This is a genomic window from Haladaptatus sp. AB643 (genome assembly GCF_024136975.1).
Lineage (GTDB): Archaea > Halobacteriota > Halobacteria > Halobacteriales > Haladaptataceae > Haladaptatus.
In genome coordinates, this window is record NZ_JAMYJW010000004.1 from 14,131 (window position 1) to 33,114 (window position 18,984).

Here is an 18,984-nt window from a genome sequence, read left to right on the forward strand (position 1 = left end):
GATGACTCAGGCATACTGAAACCATCGCCGACAGTTCGTCCGACGAGCGCCTTTGGGTGCATTTTTAGTAGTCGGGCCGCAACCGTCTCTGTATGACGGTAACGGACGATTCGACAGAGGAGCACGGCCATCACCTCCCGGCCGTCGAAGACTGGCCGAAAGGCTTCGGCGAGGCGTCGTGGTGGCCGATCATCACGGTACTCGGCGCATCAGGGTTCTACGTCGGTGCCGCACTGTACATTCTGGGACACGGCGGGGACACCATGGTCGGGCCGAACGTCGGCCCCATCGTGTTCATCTGTGCCGCCGCGGTCTTCCTCAGCGGACTGTACGGGTGGGTGTATCACGCCTTCGTCAAGCACTTCTGGAGCAAGGAGTCATCCGGCTCGCCGAAGCTACGCTTCGGGATGATAATGTTCCTCTGCACCGAAATCGCGACGTTCGGTGCCGGGTTCGTCTACTACTTCTTCATCCGGGTCGGGACGTGGCCCCCGTCGATCGGAGAGGTTCCCGACGTCGTCAGTTCGATCGTGTTCATCAACACGATACTGCTACTGGCCAGCAGTGTCACGATTCACTGGGCGCACATCCAACTCAGAAAGAACAACAGGAGTGGATTCATCGCCGGTCTCGCAACGACGCTCGTGCTGGGTGTCATATTCCTTGGCGGGCAGGTGTACGAGTACTACGACTTCATCATCGAAAAGGGATTCACCTTCACCGGTGGCGTGTTCAACAGCGCGTTCTTCGGTCTGACCGGACTGCACGGGCTGCACGTGACGATGGGTGCGGTGCTCCTGGGCATCGTGTTGGTTCGTTCGCTGTACGGGCAGTACTCCGCGGATCGTCACGTCTCCGTGACGACCGTCTCGATGTACTGGCACTTCGTGGACGCGGTGTGGATCTTCCTCGTCGTCGTGATCTACTTCGGTTCGCAGATCGACTTCTGACCGCGAACTCGTTTTCCCGTTTTCCCCGCTCCCGAGCGCTCGCTGTCGAGCAGGTGCTCTCCAAGCGCCAGTTCGAACGCTCCCACCTCGATGCGGCGATCCGTGAACACGGAAACACGCGTTCGCAAGATTGAAACGCGAGAATGGAGAATTCAGTGGTATGGAACTGCGGGTTATCGAGAAGAGCGATACGGAACTCCGGATCGAAATCGGGGGCGAGGACCACACCTTCATGAACGTGTTGAAGGGTGCACTCCTCGAAACCGAGGGCGTCGCGGCGGCGACCTACGACCTGAACCCCGAGCAGTCGGGTGGACAGACTGACCCCCTCCTCACCGTCAAAACCGAGGACGGGGTCGATCCCATCGACGCCTTGGAGGCGGGTGCACAGAACGTCAAAGACAAAACGGGCGCGTTCCACGAAGCGTTCACGAGCGCCTGAGTTTTCGGGTTCGTATTTCGTTTCGGTCTTCGTGATGCACGACGAGTGACCGGAAAGTCACATCCGAACCGGCACGTCACGGTCCGCGAGGTACTCCTTTACCTCCCGAATCGAGTACTCGCCGAAGTGGAAGATGGACGCCGCGAGCGCCGCATCCGCGTTCGCGTCGGTGAACACCTCGTACGCGTCCTCCGGGCCGCCACACCCCGACGAAGCGATGACGGGCGTCGAAACCGAATCGCAGACGGCCTTCGTCAGCGGCACGTCGTAGCCGTCCTTCGTCCCGTCCGCGTCGATGGAGTTGACGAACAACTCGCCCGCGCCGCGCGACTCGGCTTCCTTCGCCCATTCGACCACGTCGATACCGGTCCCCTCGCGGCCGCCCTTGACCGTGCACTCGAACCAGCAGGACTCGCCGTCCACCTGTTCGTAGTGTTCACCCTCCTCGTCGAACCGCCTGCGGGCGTCGACGCTGATGACGATACACTGACTGCCGAACGCCGTCGCCCCCTCCGTCACGAGTTCCGGGCGCTCCAGCGCGGCGGTGTTGATGGACACCTTGTCCGCTCCGGCGCGCAGCGTCTCCTTGATGTCCTCGCGGGTTCGGATGCCGCCGCCGACGGTCAGCGGGATGAACACCTCGTCGGCGACAGAGGAGACCACGTTCAACATCGTCTCGCGGCCGTCCGCGCTGGCCGTGATGTCGAGGAAGACGAACTCGTCCGCGCCCGCCTCGTTGTACTGGCGCGCCATCTCGACGGGGTCGCCCGTGTACTGTAAGTCCTCGAAGTTGACGCCGGTGTACACCGCCGGGTTCCCGTCGTCGTCCAAGTCCACGTCGATACACGGGATGATCCGCTTGGTGAGAGTCATTGGGAGTGGGTTGGGAACCGGACGGCAAAAGGAGACGGGTTACGGGAAAGGTTGCGAATAGGGTGGTGAGAAAACAGAGTGTCGAGTGGAGTGGATTCCAACTACATTCGCTTCGCCTTCGTGATGCGGACAACAGAAGGTACGTAAACTTCGGCCCGATAGCACCGGTATGGCCGAAATCGACGTGGAACCCGTCGAGCAAATCGACGAGGACGTCGTCCCCGCGGGGATCGATGCACCTGAGTACGTGCTGTACGGCGGCAAAGGCGGCGTCGGAAAGACGACGATGGCCGCCGCGACGGCGCTGGCGAGCGCGCGCGATGGGACGCGAACGCTCGTCGTCTCGACCGACCCGGCACACTCCCTGTCGGACACGTTCGAGTACGACATTCCGGCGGAAGCGACGCGCATTCGGGAGGATATTCCCCTCTACGCGGCGAAGATCGATCCGGACGCCGCGCTGGAGGAACAGGCCGGAATGATGGGCGAAGGGAGTCCGCTCGGCGGCATGCTCGGCGACGAGGAGGATGGCCCGATGGCGTCGCTCCTCGGCGGGGCGATGCCCGGCGCGGACGAGGCCGCCGCGATGCAGAAGCTAATCGAGTTTCTGGACGACGAGCGGTTCGACCGCGTCGTCGTGGACACCGCGCCGACGGGCCACACCCTCCGGTTGCTGGAACTGCCCGAACTGATGGACACGATGGTGGGCCGGATGATGAGCCTGCGCCAGCGATTGAGCGGGATGATGGACGGCGTGAAGGACGTGTTCGGCGGCGGTGCGGACCCCGAGGAAGGAATGGAGAATCTCGACGTGCTCAAGGAACGAATTCAGGAACTCCGGACGACGCTGCGGGACCCGTCGCGGACCGACTTCCGCGTCGTCATGATTCCCGAGGAGATGAGCGTCTTCGAATCCAAGCGCCTGCTCGCGCGACTGGAGGAGTTCGGAATCCCGGTCGGAACCGTCGTCGTCAACCGCGTGATGGAGAACCTCACGGACGTGACCGATTCGGTCGATTCGGATCGGTTCGCCACCCCGAACCTCGACGACTGTGAGTTCTGCCAACAGCGCTGGGAGGTCCAACAGGGCGCGCTTCGGGAAGCACAGGACGTGTTCCGCGGGCACACCATCAAACGCGTCCCGCTGTTCGCCGACGAGGTTCGCGGCGAGGAGATGTTGCGCGTCGTCGCCGCCTGTTTGGACTGATTCGACGGGAACGCCAACATTTTACTGAGAACATAACTACCGCGACGACGACGTAGAAAGCCCCCGCTTGCTACGAGGTGTCTGTATTTTGAGACTGCAAGTACCGAGCCGCATGAATTACCGCATCCGCCCCGCAACCGCCCACACGCCTCCCCAGCCGATTCGCTCCGACGCTCCTTCCGTCGCGCGCCGTGCGGTTGAACCGTATCGTGCAGCCTATCCAACCGAGTGGCGCGCGGGCCAGCAGGCCCGAGGATAGCGGTCATCCGAGGGTCTGATTGGCTATCGCGCAAGGGATGACTGAGCGACTAAAAGGAGCGAAGGAATCGGCTGGGGAGGATTGTGGTGCGGGGCGGTGCGGTGGTGTGGGTGGGTTGAAAGGGGCCGCCCGCTCGCGTGTATCGTGGGCGTCTCGGCGACCTCTCTTGGTGAAGACGAGCGAAGCGAGTCGAACCAAGATGTCGGTCGAGCGGCCGCGAGCGGGCGGGGGCTTTCGAGGCGGTCTACGTCCCAGCAACTGCACTCGTAAAACAATCGAAAACAGCACAACGAAGCGAGCGGGGACTTTCGAGGTAATTATCTCCGGAACTGCAATCACAAAAGAATCAAACACGCCCACTCGTCGCGCTTCCCGAATCAGTCGAAGAACTTCTTGACCCAGTCATTGGTCGAGAGGTCGGAGAACGTCCCGTACAGTTTGTCGAGCCACGCGGCGGGAAGGATGCGCGCGTACTCGGTTATCCGCGCCATCGTCCCGACCTGATAGCGGGCGTTCGGGTGCTGAACGTTCGCCGCGTCGAGGATGGTGTCGGCGACTTCCTTGGGGTGGACCGCGCCGGGCATGCCGCCGTCGATGGCCTGCCGGTCGCCGTACATCTTGTAGAAACTTTCGTATCCACCGGAGCGCTCGACGCCTTCGACCTCGTCGCTCGCGCGGTCGTAGAACTCGGTGTCGACCGGGCCGGGTTCGACCAACACGACGTCCACGTCGTACTCGGAGACTTCGCCGCGAAGGGAGTCCGAGATACCTTCCAGCGCGAACTTCGACCCGCTGTAGATTCCCATGCCGGGCACCGCCACGCGGCCGACCGCGCTGGAGACGTTGATGATGGTCCCTTTTCCGCGCTCGCGCATGTGCTCCAATGCGGCGCGGGCCAGTCGAAGCGGCCCGTAGACGTTCACGTCGAACTGCGCGTGAACCTGTTCGATCGGCACGTCCTCGACGGGACCGGGCTGAGCGTAGCCCGCGTTGTTGACGAGGCAGTCGAGGTGGCCGTGCTCGTCGATGATCCTCCCGATGACGCGCTCCACATCCTCGTCCTCGGTGACGTCGAGCGTCGAAATGGTACAGCCCTTCTCCCCGAGCGTCTCGATATCGGCGGGGTTTCGAGCGGTCGCATACACTTCCCAGCCGTCCGCGAGAAACGAGAGCGCAGCCTCCCGACCGATTCCCGACGAACAGCCAGTTATCAGCACAGTCTCAGCCATGGGGTTTCCTTCGGACGGGGGTGGCTAAGTATCAACGGTTTCCTTCACGTCATCAGCGTAGGCATCCGCCCGCCGCGTCGGTTCGGGAAGTTTGTAACCCGCACAGAGCTGCCAGACCAAATCCGCGGTCGTCTCGGCGCTCACGCGATGGCCCGAACTAACGTACAACGGGTTGATGTGGCGCTTCTCGGGGTTCGGATACTGACGCGACTGGAGCGCGTACCCGATGACCGTTCCGTCGGGCGCGCTGACCCGCGAGTTCGCAACGACCGGCACGCGCTCGCCTGCGTCCATGTGCCCCTGCGGCGGGTCGCGCAACTCGCCACAGAGCAGGTTCTTGGCGACGCCGACGGTCGGCAGGTCCAGCATCACGCCGATGTGCGTGGCGATTCCGGCCTGCCGGAAGTGAATCCGTCCGCTTCCGTCCACCACGGCGAGGTCGGGCGAGACGGTCAACTTCTCGAAGGCGCGCAAAATTGCGGTTCCCTCCCGGAACGACAGCAGTCCGGGGATGTACGGAATCTCCGTCTCGACGGCGGCGTGGACGCGCTCCACGACCTCCCCGTCCCGCGACGCGACGAGCGCGCTCACGGCGAGGTCGTCGATGAAGGCTTGGTCCACGCCGACGACGATGGGGGAGTCATTGGTTGCGGGCGTCTCGTCACCGGTCGGCAAGTGCGTCTGCTCCTCGTCGGTCGCTTCCGCACGAACGCTCTCCGCGTCGAAGTCGAACGCGTCCTCGAAAATAGCCGTCTCCGCCACCTCGTACTGGAGCGCTTCCATCTCCTCGCGCGAGAGCGACGCGTCCGGAACGAATTCGGGGTGGGCGAGGTCGGTCATTTCATCAGAACCGGCGGCGGCCTCCGCCACCCATCCCGCCACGTCCACCGCCCCCGCCGATATCGAGTTCGGAGGGACCACCCGTACCGCGATTTTTCAACCAAGCGCCGTACAGCAGGCCGATTCCCAGCCCGGTCAGGTGGGCCAGTTGGGCGACGCCGTTCGCGCCTGGTCCGGCGGAGACGCTCACGAATCCGGAGTAGATGGCGAAGCCGATGGTCGCCACCCAGAGCGGCACCGGGAGGATGAAGTAGATGTAAATCTTCATGTTCGGGTTCAGAACCGTGAGGACCCCCATGACGGCCATGATAGCGCCGCTCGCGCCGAGAACTGCGGCGTTTCCGCCCATCAATCCGACGACGCCGACCTGTGCCAGTCCGGCGAGGATACCGCTCCCGAGGAACAACGCGGTGAACTTCTTGCTCCCGATGTACCGCTCCAGCACCTGTCCGAAGAAGTACAGCACGATACCGTTGAAGAGGATGTGGAAGAAACTGTATGGGTCGTGTGCGAAGATGGACGTGACCCACGTCCAGACGCGGGCGATGTGATTCGTCTGGAGGACGAACAGTTTGTCGAACAGCGCCACATCCCCCATCACGTTGAGGACGACGATTTCCGCGATAAACGTCCCAACCATCAGCGCGAGGAACACGAACGTCATATTCCCGCGGAAGTAGCTCAGCGGGCCGCCAGTGCGGGCGGCGGCGCTGAATCGACCGCCGCTGTTGTTCGCACTGTCATCGAAGCCACTGTCGAACACTCCCTCCGGGTCGTTCCACTTGTCCAACCCCGGACAGGAGTGATTCTCCGGGAGTCGGTGCTCGGCACAGAACGTCCCGCCGCACATCCGGCACTGGTACGGCATATTCTCGTTCTGCCCACACACGTCGCATTGCGCCATTGTTCCATGGTTTGAACCGACCGGTCAAATGGGTTTGGGTGCGTGGCGGACGTGGAAAATAGGGGACAAAATCGAGCGCCGAGAAACCGTCGAACGAGTCGGATTTCCGCGCACAGTAGACAGGGAAATTGTAGAACTGTCGGATGGTTGTCACCGGCCGAAGCCGGATTCCAGAAGCCACAGCAGTTGGTCGGTCAGCGTGTCCGGGTCGTCGTGGTCGTCGGCCGACCCCGAAAGTTCGGTCGGGTGATGTCCCGAGTACAGAGGGCAGGAAGCTTTTGACTGCTGGCCGAGGAGTATGGGATGTGAAGGAGTACGAACGAAAAGGACTGCTGGAGCGGGTCGAACGTGAAAGCGCGACCCTGGGCGCGTCGATTCCCGAGTCGATTTCGGTGCAGGGAGAGGAGATCGACCTCCGCGAGTTCGTCTTCGAAATCAAACGTCGGGAAACGATCCCGGAGGGCGAACGCGACCGCGTGGAGCGGGCGAAACGGAACCTGCGCCGCGAGCGCCTCCAGCGCAAGGAACGGCTGGAAGAAGCGGACATCACCAAGGAGGAGGGCGAACAGTTGGTCGAAAGCATCATCGGCATCGACCGCGCGCTGAACGCGCTCGAAAACCTCGGGCCGACGAATCTGGAAGCCGAAGGGAGTGCCAAGGAGGCCGCCGACCAGAAACGGTGGATGTCGTTCCTCCAGCAGGCGCTCGGCAACGAAAGCAGCGGGAAACGATCACGATTATGAGCCGAAACGAGGAAGTCGCGGCGTTGTTCGAGGAGTACGCCGACTTGGTCGAAGCGCAAGACGTCCAGTACAAACCGCAGGCCTACCGTCGGGCGGCGGACAATATCCGCGACTACCCGGAGGACATCGCGGAGTTGGCCGAGCAGGGACCCGACGCAGTCGGGGAAATCCCGCAGGTCGGCGACTCGATTGCGAGCAAAGTCATCGAATACTTCGAGACCGGCGAAATCGAGGAACTGGAGGAGGAACGCGCGAACCTCCCCGTCGAGATGGTCGAACTGACGCGCGTCGAGGGCGTCGGCCCGAAGACGGTCGGCAGCCTCTACGAGGAACTCGGTATTCGAACGCTGGACGACCTGGAGGAAGCGGCCCGCGAGGGGAAGATCCAGGAGATCAAGGGCTACGGTCCCAAGACGGAGGAGAACATCCTCGACGGTATCGAGTTCGCTCGGACGGTACGGGGGCGGGAACTGCTCGGCGACGCTCGGCCGGTCGGGGACCAAGTGCTCGCCTTCTTCGACGGGATTCCGTCCGTCGGGCGGCACGAACTCGCCGGGTCGCTTCGGCGCTGGCGCGAGACCATCGGAGATATCGACGTGCTCGCAGAGAGCGAGGAAGACGAGAAGGAGGCGGTCATCGAAGCGTTCACAGATTGGGAGCGGGCGACGGAGGTCATCGAGTCGGGGACCGACAAGGCCGCTATCCGCGTCTCGGACATGCGCATCGACCTCCGCGTCGTCGTCCCCGAGGAGTTCGGCAGCGCGCTCCAGTACTTCACCGGAAGCAAGAACCACAACATCACCCTGCGGAACTACGCCATCGAACAGGGGTACAAGGTGAACGAGTACGGCGTGTTCGACGTGAGTGATGTCGAGAACCCCGACGCAGGCCAGCGCGTCGGCGAGAAGGTCGCGAGCGAGACGGAAGCCAGCATGTACGAGGCGCTCGGCCTGCCGCTCATCGCACCGGAGATGCGCGAGGACAACGGAGAAATCGACGCCGCGTTGAACGACGACCTCCCCGACCTCATCGAGGAGGGCGACGTGCGCGGCGACCTCCACCTGCACACGAACTGGTCGGACGGGAACAACACCATCGCGGAGATGATCGAGGGTGCGGCCGAGTTCGGCCACGACTACATCGTCATCTCCGACCACGCGACGGGGTCCGGGATGGTCGGCGGCGTCGGATTGGACGACGAGGAACTCGAAGAACAGATAGCCGAGGTACGTGCGGCCGCCGAGGACGCCCCCATCGACGTGTTCACCGGCGTCGAGGCGAACATCGATCCGGACGGCGGAATCAGCGTCGGTGACGACGTGCTCGCCGAACTGGACATCGTCGTCGCCTCGCCGCACAGCAGCCTGGACGGTGACGCCACCGACCGGCTGATTCGGGCGATCGAACATCCGAGCGTCGATATTCTCGGCCACCCGAGCGGCCGACTCATCAATCGACGACCGGGCCACGATTTCGACGTGCGCGAAGTGGCGAGCGCCGCCGCGGACAACGGCGTCGCACTGGAAATCAACAGCAACACGCACCGTCTCGACCTCTGGGGTGCGGCGGTGCAGGTCGCGGTCGAGGAGGGCGCGACCATCGCCATCGACACCGACGCTCACAGCCCCGGTGAGTACGGGAACATCAGGTACGGGATTCACACCGCGCGGCGCGGTTGGGCCGAGGCGCGCGACGTGCTCAACACCCGCGACGCCGCGGGCGTCCGCGAGTTCCTGCACTGATGGACCGCCTCTTTCTCGACGTGATGTTGGGAAAGCTCGCGACGTATCTACGGATGTGTGGCTACGACGCCGCGTACGCGCTGGACAGGGGTGTCGAGGACGACGACGTGATTCTCGAACTGGCCGAATCGGAGGACAGGACGCTCCTCACGCGGGACGTGGAACTCGCGGGGCGTTCCGAGGACGCGATTTGCATCGAGTCGCTCGACGTGGAGGACCAATTGGAAGAACTGCGGGAGCACGGATTTTCACTCTCGCTCTCCGAACCCGCTCGTTGTTCGGACTGTAACGGGCGACTGGTTCGAGAGCGTGAGGGAAAGGAGATACCGGAACACGTCCCCGACGGAAAGAGGGTATGGCGGTGTCGGGACTGTGGAAAGCTATTCTGGAAGGGAAGCCACTGGGAGTCGGTCGAAGAAACGCTATCGAAACTCTAGCGGTTGGACTGCCAGCGGTCGCAGGCGTCCATGTCGGTCATTCGCCGGTCGTGGAGTCCGCAGTACGGTGTCATCCCGGTGTCAGTACGGACGTAATCGAAGTGGACGCAGTTGCCGCAGTACGCGTCCGTCGGGCCCACCGGGGACGAAGCGGACGGCCGGTCGGTATCCATCGGCGAGGTAATGTCGTCGCTCGCCGCGCCGCCGTCACTAACGGGGGCGGTGGGGGTCGCTTTCGCGCTGGGCGATTCCATGCCGGTCGGGTCGTCGCCGAAGACGCCGATGCCGCCAAACCCGCGCGGTTTCTCGACTTCGACGATTTTCGTCTCGCCCTTTCGCGTGACTTCCATCGTGACGGTCCCGCCGGGGTCGTTCCGCGTCTTGAAGTTGACGACGGCAGTGAACAGACACCAAAACGTCGTCATGAGGCCGACGAAGTAGACGGCGACGACGGGCAGCGTGAGGTGTTGGCCGTGTCCGGCCCAGTGATGCGGGTAGGCGTACCAGAACATGGCGACGCCGAGAACCGTGATGCTGGACCCGATGGCCGCCGCCGCGCGCACGCGGTCGCTCGTCGCCGGGAGGACGACGAACACACCGACGAAAACGGCGGGGACGCCCAGTCCGGCGGAGATACCCGCGAACTTCCGTGCGCCGTACATGTCCAACCCGACGGCCGAGAACAGGTTCGTCGTCGCCGCGAGGATTCCCACGACGACGAGCAACGACCCGACGAGAAACAGGCCGACGCCGAGATAGAGACGCCGGGGGCGCTTTTTCACGCCGCCGTGCCCTTCGTACGTTTCCCCGAGGCTTGTCATGTGTCTGCCATTGGAGTCCTCCTACTAAACTACTACGTCAGACAGCCATCAGAATTATTATACATAGATTCGATAGTGCGTCGGAAATCGGATACTGAGACGACTATCTCTCTTTCTACTTTACCGACTGTTCTACGACCTCCCGGAAACGACTACGATCTGATTGGTCCAGAAGACGATGAGTCTCGAGCGACCGAAGGGAGCGGTAGGCTGGTGACGCAACCGCCCAGAAATCTCGCATTGACACAACCGCCAGAGTCAGCAACCGACACAGCCGCCAATCGCCAGAAATTCCATCGAAAGACCGCAGGTCTTTCGAGCCATCAAAATCGCACCACGATTTTGAGACTCCGGAAAATCGAAGATTTTCCGGGCCGACGACCGACCACCGGGAGGGAGGAGTGCTTTTGGTCCAGCTTTTACAGGGAAGCGACGGCGGTTTCGTGTCGTTTACGAAACCGCCGTCAACTTCCCGTCGTAAAAGGTGGGTTCGAAAAGCATAATCCGCGCCCTCGCAAACCCCACGGTATGGCCGACGATAACGAAGACGAGGGACCCGCCGTCGAACTCGGCGACGGTGAACCCGTCGATGGCGCACCTATCGCGCGAATCTCTTCGCGGCTGTTCTGGCCCATTCAGAAGAGCGAAATCGCGCGCCGGGAAGGAAGCGAGACGATTCGAACGCCGGACGGACCACAGCAACTCGACGCCATTCTGGAGGAAGTCGAGATGACGTACTTCCAGACCGAACAGGCGTTTACCGGCGCAGTTCGCGACGTTATCGGCACGGGTCCGGTCCCGACCGCCGACGATTCGTGAACTTCTCCCGAAACGTCGAGGACGGGTCGTTCGGCCTCTCGTGGGTACAGTTAACGTTCCTCGTCGGCGGGATCATCACGGTTTCGTGGTCGTACCTACCGAGCACGGGAGGCAGCCTGAACCTACGCGTCATCCGCGACACGACGCTGTACATCCTGATTCCCGGCGTACTGGCGATAACGCACGGCCGTCACCTTGGCTATCGGGTGGATCGAAAGGCGATACGCAACACGTTGATTCTCGCGGCGTTCGTGATTCCGATTTACGTCGTCGGGTCGTCGCTGCCGACCATTCGGACGTACTACCCGATGTGGGAGACGAGCGCGGCGCTCGGGAGCTTTCTCCCGCACTCGGTAAAGCAGTTCATCGTCGTGCTCGCGGCTGAGACCTACTACCGCGGGTTTCTCTGCGTCGGCCTGCGAAAGATCGGATACAAGAGCGCCTTCGTGAGTCCGGTGATCTATGCGTTCCATCACCTCGGAAAACCGCCCATCGAAGTCGTGCTGTCGGCACCGACGGACGTGCTGTTCGGCGTGGTGGATTTCAACTGCGATTCGTTGCTTCCGTCCGTCGTGGCCCACGGCGTCGGACTGATGCTTCTTGACTGGTTGGTGCTTCACAAGCCGCTCATTCCGCCCGAGAGGGTCGTCCACTGGCTCTCGTGGATTCCGGTGCACATGTGATGGTGGTCGATTTCCCGCAGTTCGTCGCTTTCCTCGTTCGGAACGTTCAACCGGCCCGCGGCGGAACCCCCACGTAATGTTCGGGATGGTCGAGCGCGTGGAGGACGAGGTGTCCCCGATGGCGGCCCTCGCGGTCGCCATCGTCGCGGTCAGCACGAGCGCCATCCTCATCGAACTCAGTCACGCGCCGAGTATCATCAAGGCGTTTTATCGGTCGCTGTTCACGACGCTCCTTCTCGCGCCGCTCGCGGTCACGCGGTATCGGGACGACCTGCGAACCTTCTCGGGGCGGGATCTGTTCATCGCCGTCGTCACGGGGTGTGCCCTCGCCGCACACTTCATCGCGTGGTTCGCGAGTCTGGACTGGACGACTGTCGCGGCGTCCGTGACGCTGGTCCAATCCCAACCCCTGTTCGTCATGGTCGGCGCGTGGGCGCTGCTCGACGAACGCGTCACCCGACGAACGATGATCGGAATTTTCGTCGCACTGCTCGGGATGGTGGCGATGTCGCTGAGCGGCCTGCTCTCGAACGCCGTCGTCGCCGGGGCGCGGCCGCTGTACGGAAACGGACTCGCGATCGTCGGGGCGATAGCGGCGGCGGGATACGTCCTCGCCGGGCGGTCGCTCCGCCAGCGCGTGTCGCTGATTCCGTACGTGACGGTCGTGTACAGCGTGACCACCGTCGTCCTGTTCGGTGCCGCACTGACCAGCGACGCGACGGTCGCCCTTACGGCCTACCGACCGACGGAGTGGTTCCTCTTTCTCGGGATGGCCGTCGGGCCGGGAATCTTCGGCCACACGATAATCAACTGGGCGCTGAAGTACGTCGAATCGAGCGTCGTGAGCGTCACACTCCTCGGCGAACCCGTGGGGAGCACGATCCTCGCGTTACTCATCCTCGGGCAGACGCCGGGGCTCGCGACCATCATCGGCGGAACCGTCGTGCTCGCCGGGATCTACGTCGCTTCGACCGGGGGAAAAAGCGCGGCGTCCCAGTAGTCAGTACTCGGTAATCAGTACTCGGTACTCGGTAGTCGGTACTCAGTACTCCGGTCGTTCCTCGTACTCGATCGGGTCGCGCACGCCGACGTTTCGGAACGCCTGCAAGCGAAGCGCACACGAGTCACAGGTTCCGCAGGCCGGTTCCTCCGCGCGGTAGCAACTCCACGTCAGTTCGTACGGAACGTCGAGTTCGACGCCGCGCTCCGCGATGTCCGTTTTGCGGAACTCGACGAACGGCGCGACGAGTTCGATGTTCGTCTCGTCCTTCGTGCCGGTGTCCACCACGGCCTGGAACGCCTCGAAGAACTGTGGGCGGCAGTCGGGATACCCCGAAAAGTCCTCGCTGTGTGCGCCGATGAAGACGGCATCGCAGTCGTTCGCTTCCGCACAGGAGACCGCCATCGAGAGCAGGTTCGCGTTCCGGAACGGGACGTAGGTGTCCGGCACTTCGTCGCTCTCCAAATCGGCGTCCTCGACGTCCATCTCGTCGTCGGTCAGGCTCGATCCACCGATCGTGGCGAGGTGGCTCGTCTCGACGTGCAGGAATCCGGCGTCGAGTTCCTCGGCCTGTCGCTTCGCGCAGTCGAACTCCTTCATCTCGGTTCGTTGACCGTAGGACGTGTGCAGGAAGTACGGTTCGTACCCGCGTTCGCGTGCTTCGTAGGCCACGGTCGCGCTGTCCATCCCGCCGGAGGCGAGGATGACGGCGCGTTTTTCGGTCTGTTCGTCCGTCGCAGTCGAGTCGTCCGATGAATCGTTCGATGTCATGAATATCGTGTTTCGTCTTTCGCGTTCAGGTTCCGGGGGCGTCGTTCCACAGGTCCACGTGCAGGCGCGGCGTATATCGATAGCCGTACTCCATCGCCAGTTCGGCGACCCGTTCACGGTTCTCGTCCAACCCGTCGCGGGTCGCTCCCTCGGGCATCAGGAGAACGTCCGTGTCGGCTAGCGGTTCGTCGGCGGCATCACGAACGGCCGAAACCAGGTCCTCTATCTCTTCCAGGTCGGCGTCGTCGGTGACGACGAACTTCAGTTGGGTTTCGTACGCGTCCACGAGCCCCGCGAGCGTCCCGACATCGATCCGTCGTTCCTCGTGTCGTTCCGCCCACTCGCCGTCGCCCTTCGGGTCGTTCTCCGGCGTCGGCGTCGAGGAGGCGAGTTTCGGGCTGACGCTCGCCAGATCGATCGGTGCGTCGGGGAGGAACGTCCCGTTCGTCTCGACGGTCGTGTGATACCCCAGTTCCGAAAGCCGGTTGAGCAGGGTGACGGACTCCCCGTGAACCAGCGGTTCGCCGCCCGTGAGGACGACGTGGTTCGCGTCGTAGGACTCGACCTCCGCGACGATGTCGTCCAGCGTCATCCGGGCGTGTGTCGGTTCCCACGAGGTGTGATACGAATCGCAGAACCAGCACCGAAGGTTACAGCCGCTCGTCCGGACGAACACGCTCGGAACGCCCGCAAGCTTACCCTCGCCCTGCAACGAGTAGAACAACTCGTTGATGGGAAGCGACGGTTCGTCCGAGCCAGTTTCCTCATCGCGTTCGGTTTCTTCCGGACCGGTTGCGTTCACTGGCATGATCAGACCGGTGCACCACAGAGTTCGGACGTCTCGTTCACCTGTACCCCGACTTTGGAGACGTTGTCGGGCAACTCCTCCATGAACCGGCGTTCCAGTTCGAGGCTCATCACCTCGGCGGTCGGCGGGTCCTCGAAGAGGACGACGGCCGCCCCGTCACCGCTCTCCTCGAACGCCTCCACTAGCGGGTCGCCGTCCTCCAGCAGGAACATGTGATCCCATTCCAAGATTATCGACGTGATATCCCCCTTGTCCACGACCCACCCTTCCTCGGTGAGTTCGCCGACCACGGTCACCTCGATTTCGTAGTTGTGGCCGTGCGGTCGGCTACATTTCCCGTCGTGATGCAGCAGTCGATGTCCGGCGCTGATGCGAATCGGACGGTCGCGTCCGATATGCAGCGTTCGTTCCGGGGATGATTCGAGTAGCGAGTCAGTCATATCCGAAGATTATCGAGAGAATACTTAAACGCCACTACTCCGAGCCGTGGTACAAATGGTGACCGTCGATTACCCGCTGCTGAACGATATCGGCGAGGAGGAGTCACCTGTTATTCATCGCAACCGTAATATCTATATTAATTATCTTCATCTCCACCAACATGAAAAGCCCTCTCGAAACGTTGCAGAACTTCGGCGAATTGGAAGACCACGAGAAAGTTCGATTCCTCATCAGGGGAAGCGGGGTGATGATCGTCCTCCTCGGTGTCCTGCTGTTTTTCACGCTCGACGGGATGTTCGTCCCGGCGATTTTCGTCGTGGTCGGTCCCCTCGACGTCACCGTCATCTCGACGTTCATCGCGAACCAACAGAAGAAATCGAACGAGAGCGTCTGAGCGGATTTCGGTAATTTCCGGATGAAGGGTGTCGTCCCGGAGTCATCCTGTCCGAAGGAACGACTGTGAGAAAAATCATTCCACGACGACGCGAATCTTCGTGGGCTCCCGGACCGCCGGCCAGTCTCGCGTCCAATAAAGCAGTCGCCGGTGGTACGCGAGTTCGTTGTTTTCCACTTCTGGACTCACCTGACTCCGGACGTTCACCGACACCGTTCTATCGTGAATATTCAACGAATCGATGAGGATTCGACTCCTGTTGGGGAGTACCACAACGACCACCGTTAGAAACTCGACACCCTGTTTGTCGGCATACTGTTGAAGAATCGGTGAATCACCTGTGACGTGTGATCGAAGTTCCGAGCGCGAGTTCGCTATGAACGCCGCTGTACTGCCCCGAGTAAGCGGGAGCTCCTCTTCGATATCAAAAATCGGGTCACGACTTGGAAGCTCATCGCTCGAATAGCGCGCGGAAAATGCCTCCCGGTCGAGGACATCAGAACACATCGGGATGCTCGCCGCAGTAAGAAGACCTGCACCGAGGAGGAGTTCTCTTCGTCTTATCATTGATTCATCTCTACATTCACACTCTCGCGTTACTCCTCATAAAGTATCTGAACGTCGCCATCTAGGCGACCTCGGTTCGTCGGATTATTCCAGAATTGTCCTTCTTTCCAAAACCCCCACACCCCTCGATTCGACTTCGGAACTTTGTCGGATGTATGTCGGACACGGTTCGACTCCCTCCCGAAGACTATCACGGAATGTAGAAGATGGCATAACGGGGAGGGGACAAACGCGTCCGGGGCGTCCGGCGGTAACCGAACCCATTTGTCCACATTATGATTTGTTCGAGACGATGAACTACCTGCGTGTGTCTTCTCACCTTCGCGCCGCGGCGCGGGTCGCCCTCGACTGCCCCCGCGTCGTCGGCCTCGTCCTCGCCGTCGTCGTCGCCGAAACCGCCCTCCGCCTCGCCCTCGGCGTGACCGAACCGCTTGCAATCGTTCTCTGTCCACCCATCGTCGCCGTCCCGCTTCTCGGGGCGGCGGCCCCGGCGATTCGCGCTGTCGTCTGCGACCCGGAAGTCGCGCCCGACTGGCACCTCGCCGCCCACCTCCGCGCCGTCGGTCCGCGTCTCTTCGTCGCCGCCGTCCTCGGCCATATTGTTGCAGTTGCGCTCGGCGCGGCGCTATTCATCCTCATTGATACGCCGGTCCGCTTCGCCGTCTACGCGCTCGGCGGGTCGGTTCCAAGCGTCATCGTCGTCTTCACGCCACTCGTCGGCGTCGTTCTTGTTGGCGAGGTCGTCGTGACCATCGCTAGCGTCGTGAGCCTCGTTTATACCATCGGGATCCCGCTCGTCGTTTTCCTCCTCGTCGTCGGTGGCCTATTCCTCCTCGCGAGCGTGTTCGTCGCACCGTTCTGCTACGCGGCAGTCGTGGCCCTCGTCGATTGTACGACGACAGGAGTGACGGGAACGGACGACGGACTGTCCAGTTCGCCTCGCATCCCGGTTCGACGTGCGGTCGCCGCCTGCGTAATCGTCCTCGCTCTCGTTGCCGGCGCGAGTGCGGTCTGGGTGACCGAGACGCGGCCGATGCCGAACGCGACGACGCCGCTTCCGAGCGACCCCACGGCGGCGTACGCGACGGCCGTCTCGAACACCGTCGCGTCGAACAATCGCATCGAGTATCACCTCTCCAATGGGAACGGGAACCCATCGGACACCACGCGCGTCCTCGACCGCACGGATCGGCGCTTCCGCACGTCGTACCGAACGAAGAACGAAAACAACACCCGCTACGCCGACGCTGGCGTCGGATACCTCGGCGATCACTCCTTCGCGCTTGGCACCCGGCGTATCGGCCGCCACACTGTGTGGGTGAAGCCGGGCTACTGGACCATCTGCCGGAACTACAATCCAACGGGGTCGTTTGGCATCCCGAAGCCGAACACCGGAACGTGGAAAGTAATCTCACGAGGCAACGGCACCGAGACGCTCGAACTCGACGGTCCCGCGTCGTTCCGGGCGTGCGACTCGTCTGCTCGAATCCCTTCCGTGTGCGCTCTTTCTCGTCACACGGGAAGACAAATCGCGTCGTCCCTGCTCTCGTTCGCTTCGTCGCCGGCGCGAAGCGCCGGCTTCCAGCGGAACCTTCGGTCCCGCTCGGCTCACGCGAGCTTCGTTCCTCAAAAGAGTGCTCCGTCAGGGATTCGAACCCTGGTCCTTGCCGTGAGAGGGCAAGATGATTGGCCGGACTACACCAACGGAGCGTGTGTACTCAATCGTAATCGCACGGACTGTTTAACAGTTGCGTTTCGGAAGCGCCGTGGCGCGGTATGACACATTCTGAAGCGGGAACACGCATCGCTCTCGATACAGTTCGCACCGAAAAATCGATGGTCCTCAACGGTCGAGCGGCGACCCGGCGGCGTCCGGTTCGTGCCCGTCGAGGCTGATGATGTTCTCACGACCGACGCGGAGCTTACTGATATCGCCCTCTTCCTCCATCTCCGAGAGGAGCATGCTGACCTTGGATTTCGACCAGCCGGTCTCGTCCACGATGTTGACCTGCTTCATCCGGCCGCCGTTCTCGCGGAGGAGTTTCTTCACCCGTGCCTCGTCGGTCAGCAGTTCCTCGTCGCTGACTGCGGGTTCGGCAGGCGGAGTGTTCGACTCGCGAGCGACCGTGCCGCCGCCAGCACCACCACCGCCACCACCAGGTGTACTTCGACCGGACGATAGGGAGCCGAGGCTTCCCTGCCGCCACATGAACACCGCGACCAGTCCGATGAGGACCAGGACGGCGGCGATGAACAACATCATCGGTGACCGTGAATCGGAACCTTGGTTCCCACCGCCGGGTGGAACGCTGCTGTTGTTCGTGGTCGTCGTGGTCATCGTGCTGCTCGACTGGGGTGGTGAGGAGAACTTCACCATCGGATGCTGGTCGGTGAACTCCCGCGGACCGGTCCAGGACACGGAACTGCTTTCCGCTAACGTGTCTCCGGACATGTTCACTCCCTTCGTCGGGCGAACTTTCTCGAAGGTCATCCCGTCCGCGTGGTTGATGACGAGCGTCTGGTCTTTCCCGAGATAGAGGCCGCCCTTGAACACGTCGCCGATGTTCGTGACGTTGCCGCTACCGTACGCGAACGAGGACCACGTAAACGACATCTCGACGACGCCTCGGGTCGTATCTCCGTCGATCCCTTCCTGATTGATGTAGGCGTTCTTCGAGAAGTTGCTGGCGGCCATCTTCCGTTTCGTTCGGTTGTTCGCCGTCCTCGTGAGGTTGACGGCGTTTTCCCTGAAGCTCTTGTACATCTCGGTGTCAGAAGAGTTGAACCGGTTTGAAAATTCCTTGAACTGTTCGCGTTCCTGTTTGTTATTCAACGTTTTCTCGTAGCGAAATGTCCAGAGAGCGTCGGCACTGTTCTTATAGACGAAAATATGAAATTCGACATCATCGAACTCCTGGGAAGTGGTAATCTTTTGCGGAGTCGTCGGAGCATTGCTCTGTGCTGTCCCGGAAGCGGGAATCAGCGCGACGAGCAGCACCGTGATGAGGCCGACAGCCAGGAGCCGTCTCATGTACCTTATCGTCCATGGCCGGA

21 protein-coding genes and 1 tRNA gene are annotated in these 18,984 nt (G+C 62.0%); 10 read left to right on the forward strand and 12 right to left on the reverse strand.

What is annotated here, in order from left to right; translation table 11 throughout:
• The first annotated feature begins 92 nt into the window (after positions 1-92).
• Positions 93-950 (forward strand): heme-copper oxidase subunit III, encoded by an 858-nt coding sequence (locus NKF25_RS09350; protein WP_253226416.1) that lies wholly within the window; start codon positions 93-95, stop codon positions 948-950.
• Between the two features lie 160 nt (positions 951-1,110).
• On the forward strand, positions 1,111-1,392 hold the full coding sequence (locus tag NKF25_RS09355; protein WP_253226417.1) for a DNA-directed RNA polymerase subunit L: 282 nt from the start codon (positions 1,111-1,113) through the stop codon (positions 1,390-1,392).
• Positions 1,393-1,449: 57 nt separating this feature from the next.
• Here NKF25_RS09355 and hisF read toward each other — a convergent pair whose 3' ends face one another.
• Positions 1,450-2,265 carry an imidazole glycerol phosphate synthase subunit HisF gene (hisF, locus tag NKF25_RS09360; RefSeq protein ID WP_253226418.1) on the reverse strand — a complete coding sequence of 272 codons (816 nt, stop codon included), beginning with the start codon at positions 2,263-2,265 and terminating at the stop codon, positions 1,450-1,452.
• Positions 2,266-2,434: 169 nt separating this feature from the next.
• On the opposite strand from hisF, the gene NKF25_RS09365 reads away from it, so the two are divergent.
• Entirely contained in the window at positions 2,435-3,472 is a 1,038-nt protein-coding gene (locus NKF25_RS09365) for a TRC40/GET3/ArsA family transport-energizing ATPase (RefSeq protein WP_253226419.1), read from the forward strand.
• A gap of 636 nt (positions 3,473-4,108) precedes the next feature.
• Here NKF25_RS09365 and NKF25_RS09370 read toward each other — a convergent pair.
• The 3 genes from NKF25_RS09370 to NKF25_RS09380 are packed head-to-tail and all read right to left on the reverse strand — an operon-like array spanning position 4,109 to position 6,704.
• A complete protein-coding gene (locus tag NKF25_RS09370) occupies positions 4,109-4,960 on the reverse strand; it encodes an SDR family oxidoreductase (RefSeq protein ID WP_253226420.1) in 852 nt (283 codons plus the stop codon).
• A 24-nt stretch (positions 4,961-4,984) separates the two neighbouring features.
• Positions 4,985-5,800 carry an endonuclease V gene (locus NKF25_RS09375; protein WP_253226793.1) on the reverse strand — a complete coding sequence of 272 codons (816 nt, stop codon included), beginning with the start codon at positions 5,798-5,800 and terminating at the stop codon, positions 4,985-4,987.
• Positions 5,801-5,804: 4 nt separating this feature from the next.
• A complete protein-coding gene (locus NKF25_RS09380) occupies positions 5,805-6,704 on the reverse strand; it encodes a rhomboid family intramembrane serine protease (protein ID WP_253226421.1) in 900 nt (299 codons plus the stop codon).
• A gap of 305 nt (positions 6,705-7,009) precedes the next feature.
• Here NKF25_RS09380 and NKF25_RS09385 point away from each other — a divergent pair, with 305 nt between their 5' ends.
• From NKF25_RS09385 to NKF25_RS09395, 3 genes are read left to right on the forward strand one after another with little or no spacing between them, the layout of a single operon-like run.
• A complete protein-coding gene (locus NKF25_RS09385; RefSeq protein WP_066143621.1) occupies positions 7,010-7,447 on the forward strand; it encodes a DUF5788 family protein in 438 nt (145 codons plus the stop codon).
• Positions 7,444-9,189, forward strand: coding sequence for a DNA polymerase/3'-5' exonuclease PolX (polX, locus tag NKF25_RS09390; protein WP_253226422.1), 1,746 nt, complete (start codon positions 7,444-7,446; stop codon positions 9,187-9,189). The genes NKF25_RS09385 and polX overlap by 4 nt, the downstream gene beginning before the upstream one ends.
• Entirely contained in the window at positions 9,186-9,626 is a 441-nt protein-coding gene (locus NKF25_RS09395; protein WP_253226794.1) for a Mut7-C RNAse domain-containing protein, read from the forward strand. The genes polX and NKF25_RS09395 overlap by 4 nt, the downstream gene beginning before the upstream one ends.
• On the opposite strand, the gene NKF25_RS09400 is transcribed toward NKF25_RS09395, so the two are convergent.
• Entirely contained in the window at positions 9,623-10,447 is an 825-nt protein-coding gene (locus NKF25_RS09400; RefSeq protein ID WP_253226423.1) for a hypothetical protein, read from the reverse strand. The two genes, NKF25_RS09395 and NKF25_RS09400, sit on opposite strands and share 4 nt — an antisense overlap.
• 528 nt (positions 10,448-10,975) lie before the next feature.
• Here NKF25_RS09400 and NKF25_RS09405 point away from each other — a divergent pair.
• From NKF25_RS09405 to NKF25_RS09415, 3 genes are all read left to right on the forward strand, one after another.
• Positions 10,976-11,266 carry a DUF5789 family protein gene (locus NKF25_RS09405; protein ID WP_253226424.1) on the forward strand — a complete coding sequence of 97 codons (291 nt, stop codon included), beginning with the start codon at positions 10,976-10,978 and terminating at the stop codon, positions 11,264-11,266.
• Positions 11,263-11,949, forward strand: coding sequence for a CPBP family glutamic-type intramembrane protease (locus tag NKF25_RS24455; protein ID WP_253226425.1), 687 nt, complete (start codon positions 11,263-11,265; stop codon positions 11,947-11,949). The genes NKF25_RS09405 and NKF25_RS24455 overlap by 4 nt, the downstream gene beginning before the upstream one ends.
• 76 nt (positions 11,950-12,025) lie before the next feature.
• Positions 12,026-12,949, forward strand: coding sequence for a DMT family transporter (locus tag NKF25_RS09415; protein ID WP_253226426.1), 924 nt, complete (start codon positions 12,026-12,028; stop codon positions 12,947-12,949).
• A 42-nt stretch (positions 12,950-12,991) separates the two neighbouring features.
• Here NKF25_RS09415 and queC read toward each other — a convergent pair whose 3' ends face one another.
• Genes queC through NKF25_RS09430 form a run of 3 tightly spaced genes read right to left on the reverse strand, consistent with a single transcriptional unit; the run spans position 12,992 to position 14,968 of the window.
• Positions 12,992-13,720 (reverse strand): 7-cyano-7-deazaguanine synthase QueC, encoded by a 729-nt coding sequence (gene queC / locus NKF25_RS09420; RefSeq protein ID WP_253226427.1) that lies wholly within the window; start codon positions 13,718-13,720, stop codon positions 12,992-12,994.
• 25 nt (positions 13,721-13,745) lie between these two features.
• Positions 13,746-14,528 (reverse strand): 7-carboxy-7-deazaguanine synthase QueE, encoded by a 783-nt coding sequence (locus NKF25_RS09425; protein WP_253226428.1) that lies wholly within the window; start codon positions 14,526-14,528, stop codon positions 13,746-13,748.
• A gap of 2 nt (positions 14,529-14,530) precedes the next feature.
• On the reverse strand, positions 14,531-14,968 hold the full coding sequence (locus NKF25_RS09430; protein ID WP_253226429.1) for a 6-pyruvoyl tetrahydropterin synthase family protein: 438 nt from the start codon (positions 14,966-14,968) through the stop codon (positions 14,531-14,533).
• 161 nt (positions 14,969-15,129) lie between these two features.
• Here NKF25_RS09430 and NKF25_RS09435 point away from each other — a divergent pair, with 161 nt between their 5' ends.
• Positions 15,130-15,363, forward strand: a complete 234-nt coding sequence (locus tag NKF25_RS09435; protein WP_253226430.1) for a hypothetical protein — start codon at positions 15,130-15,132, stop codon at positions 15,361-15,363.
• Between the two features lie 757 nt (positions 15,364-16,120).
• Here the strand turns inward: NKF25_RS09435 and NKF25_RS09440 are convergent.
• The 4 genes from NKF25_RS09440 to NKF25_RS09455 form a co-directional block, all read right to left on the reverse strand.
• Entirely contained in the window at positions 16,121-16,468 is a 348-nt protein-coding gene (locus tag NKF25_RS09440) for a hypothetical protein (protein WP_253226431.1), read from the reverse strand.
• A gap of 323 nt (positions 16,469-16,791) precedes the next feature.
• A complete protein-coding gene (locus NKF25_RS09445; protein WP_253226432.1) occupies positions 16,792-17,052 on the reverse strand; it encodes a hypothetical protein in 261 nt (86 codons plus the stop codon).
• Positions 17,053-17,565: 513 nt separating this feature from the next.
• Positions 17,566-17,640, reverse strand: a tRNA-Glu gene (locus tag NKF25_RS09450).
• A gap of 133 nt (positions 17,641-17,773) precedes the next feature.
• The gene (locus tag NKF25_RS09455; RefSeq protein WP_253226433.1) at positions 17,774-18,961 is read right to left on the reverse strand and encodes a hypothetical protein; all 1,188 of its coding nucleotides are present in this window, start codon (positions 18,959-18,961) and stop codon (positions 17,774-17,776) included.
• Positions 18,962-18,984 lie beyond the last annotated feature (23 nt).

Coding starts and splice junctions, on each gene's coding strand:
- NKF25_RS09350 (WP_253226416.1), top strand. CDS start 93: ATGACGGTAACGGACGATTCGACAGAGGAGCACGGCCATCACCTCCCG.
- NKF25_RS09355 (WP_253226417.1), top strand. CDS start 1,111: ATGGAACTGCGGGTTATCGAGAAGAGCGATACGGAACTCCGGATCGAA.
- hisF (WP_253226418.1), bottom strand. CDS start 2,265: ATGACTCTCACCAAGCGGATCATCCCGTGTATCGACGTGGACTTGGAC.
- NKF25_RS09365 (WP_253226419.1), top strand. CDS start 2,435: ATGGCCGAAATCGACGTGGAACCCGTCGAGCAAATCGACGAGGACGTC.
- NKF25_RS09370 (WP_253226420.1), bottom strand. CDS start 4,960: ATGGCTGAGACTGTGCTGATAACTGGCTGTTCGTCGGGAATCGGTCGG.
- NKF25_RS09375 (WP_253226793.1), bottom strand. CDS start 5,800: ATGACCGACCTCGCCCACCCCGAATTCGTTCCGGACGCGTCGCTCTCG.
- NKF25_RS09380 (WP_253226421.1), bottom strand. CDS start 6,704: ATGGCGCAATGCGACGTGTGTGGGCAGAACGAGAATATGCCGTACCAG.
- polX (WP_253226422.1), top strand. CDS start 7,444: ATGAGCCGAAACGAGGAAGTCGCGGCGTTGTTCGAGGAGTACGCCGAC.
- NKF25_RS09400 (WP_253226423.1), bottom strand. CDS start 10,447: ATGACAAGCCTCGGGGAAACGTACGAAGGGCACGGCGGCGTGAAAAAG.
- NKF25_RS09405 (WP_253226424.1), top strand. CDS start 10,976: ATGGCCGACGATAACGAAGACGAGGGACCCGCCGTCGAACTCGGCGAC.
- NKF25_RS09415 (WP_253226426.1), top strand. CDS start 12,026: ATGTTCGGGATGGTCGAGCGCGTGGAGGACGAGGTGTCCCCGATGGCG.
- queC (WP_253226427.1), bottom strand. CDS start 13,720: ATGACATCGAACGATTCATCGGACGACTCGACTGCGACGGACGAACAG.
- NKF25_RS09425 (WP_253226428.1), bottom strand. CDS start 14,528: ATGCCAGTGAACGCAACCGGTCCGGAAGAAACCGAACGCGATGAGGAA.
- NKF25_RS09430 (WP_253226429.1), bottom strand. CDS start 14,968: ATGACTGACTCGCTACTCGAATCATCCCCGGAACGAACGCTGCATATC.
- NKF25_RS09435 (WP_253226430.1), top strand. CDS start 15,130: ATGAAAAGCCCTCTCGAAACGTTGCAGAACTTCGGCGAATTGGAAGAC.
- NKF25_RS09445 (WP_253226432.1), bottom strand. CDS start 17,052: ATGCGATTGTTCGACGCGACGGTGTTCGAGACGGCCGTCGCGTACGCC.
- NKF25_RS09455 (WP_253226433.1), bottom strand. CDS start 18,961: ATGAGACGGCTCCTGGCTGTCGGCCTCATCACGGTGCTGCTCGTCGCG.